We start from the raw sequence: 1,142 nt of genomic DNA, 5'->3' as shown, positions 1-1,142 counted from the left end.
GAAAAGTTTGAGCGTACAAAACCGCACGTTAACGTTGGCACAATCGGCCACGTTGACCACGGTAAAACCACGCTGACCGCAGCAATCACCAAAGTTCTGGCAGAAGCCGGTGGCGCTTCGTTCCAGGACTACAGCATGATCGACAAAGCACCGGAAGAGAAAGCTCGTGGTATCACGATCTCGACCGCGCACGTTGAGTATGAGACCGAGAACCGTCACTACGCACACGTCGACTGCCCGGGCCACGCTGACTATGTTAAAAACATGATCACTGGTGCGGCACAGATGGACGGCGGTATCCTCGTCGTTTCGGCTGCTGATGGCCCGATGCCGCAGACCCGTGAGCACATCCTGCTCGCACGTCAGGTTGGCGTTCCGGCTCTCGTAGTCTTCATGAACAAAGTTGACCAGGTCGACGACGAAGAGCTTCTCGAGCTCGTCGAAATGGAAATCCGTGAACTTCTGTCGTCCTACGACTTCCCGGGCGACGATATTCCGATCGTCAAGGGCTCTGCTCTTGCTGCTCTGGAAGGTCGCGATGATGAAATCGGCAAAAACGCTATCCTCGAACTGATGAAAGCGGTTGACGACTACATCCCGGCTCCTGAGCGTCCGAAAGACAAGCCGTTCCTGATGCCGATCGAAGACGTGTTCTCGATCTCGGGTCGTGGTACGGTTGTAACCGGTCGTGTTGAAACCGGCGTTGTTAAAGTTGGCGAAGAGATTGAAATCGTCGGCATTAAAGACACCGTTAAAACCACCGTTACCGGCGTTGAAATGTTCCGCAAGCTGCTCGACCAGGGCGAAGCTGGCGACAACATTGGCGCGCTGCTGCGTGGTACCAAACGTGAAGACGTCGAACGTGGCCAGGTTCTGGCACACGTTGGCTCGATCACCCCGCACACCAAATTCGAAGCAGAAGCCTACATCCTGACCAAGGATGAAGGTGGCCGTCATACGCCGTTCTTCTCGAACTACCGTCCGCAGTTCTACTTCCGTACGACTGACGTAACCGGTTCGATCGAGCTGCCGGCTGGCACCGAAATGGTTATGCCGGGCGACAACGTTCAGATGACCGCAACTCTCATTGCACCGATCGCAATGGACGAAGGTCTGCGTTTCGCAATCCGTGAAGGCGGTCG

The 1,142-nt window shown here is 55.5% G+C and carries 1 protein-coding gene; it reads left to right on the top strand.

What is annotated here, in order from left to right:
• The coding region (gene tuf / locus TH4_RS20400) for an elongation factor Tu (protein WP_064782571.1) at positions 1-1,142 on the top strand (1,142 nt) is incomplete at both ends.

Source organism: Thalassospira tepidiphila MCCC 1A03514 (genome assembly GCF_001662875.1).
Classification (GTDB): Bacteria; Pseudomonadota; Alphaproteobacteria; order Rhodospirillales; family Thalassospiraceae; genus Thalassospira; species Thalassospira tepidiphila.
Note: the sequence above shows the minus strand (reverse complement) of the source record. Positions and strands in the feature narration are given on the sequence as shown.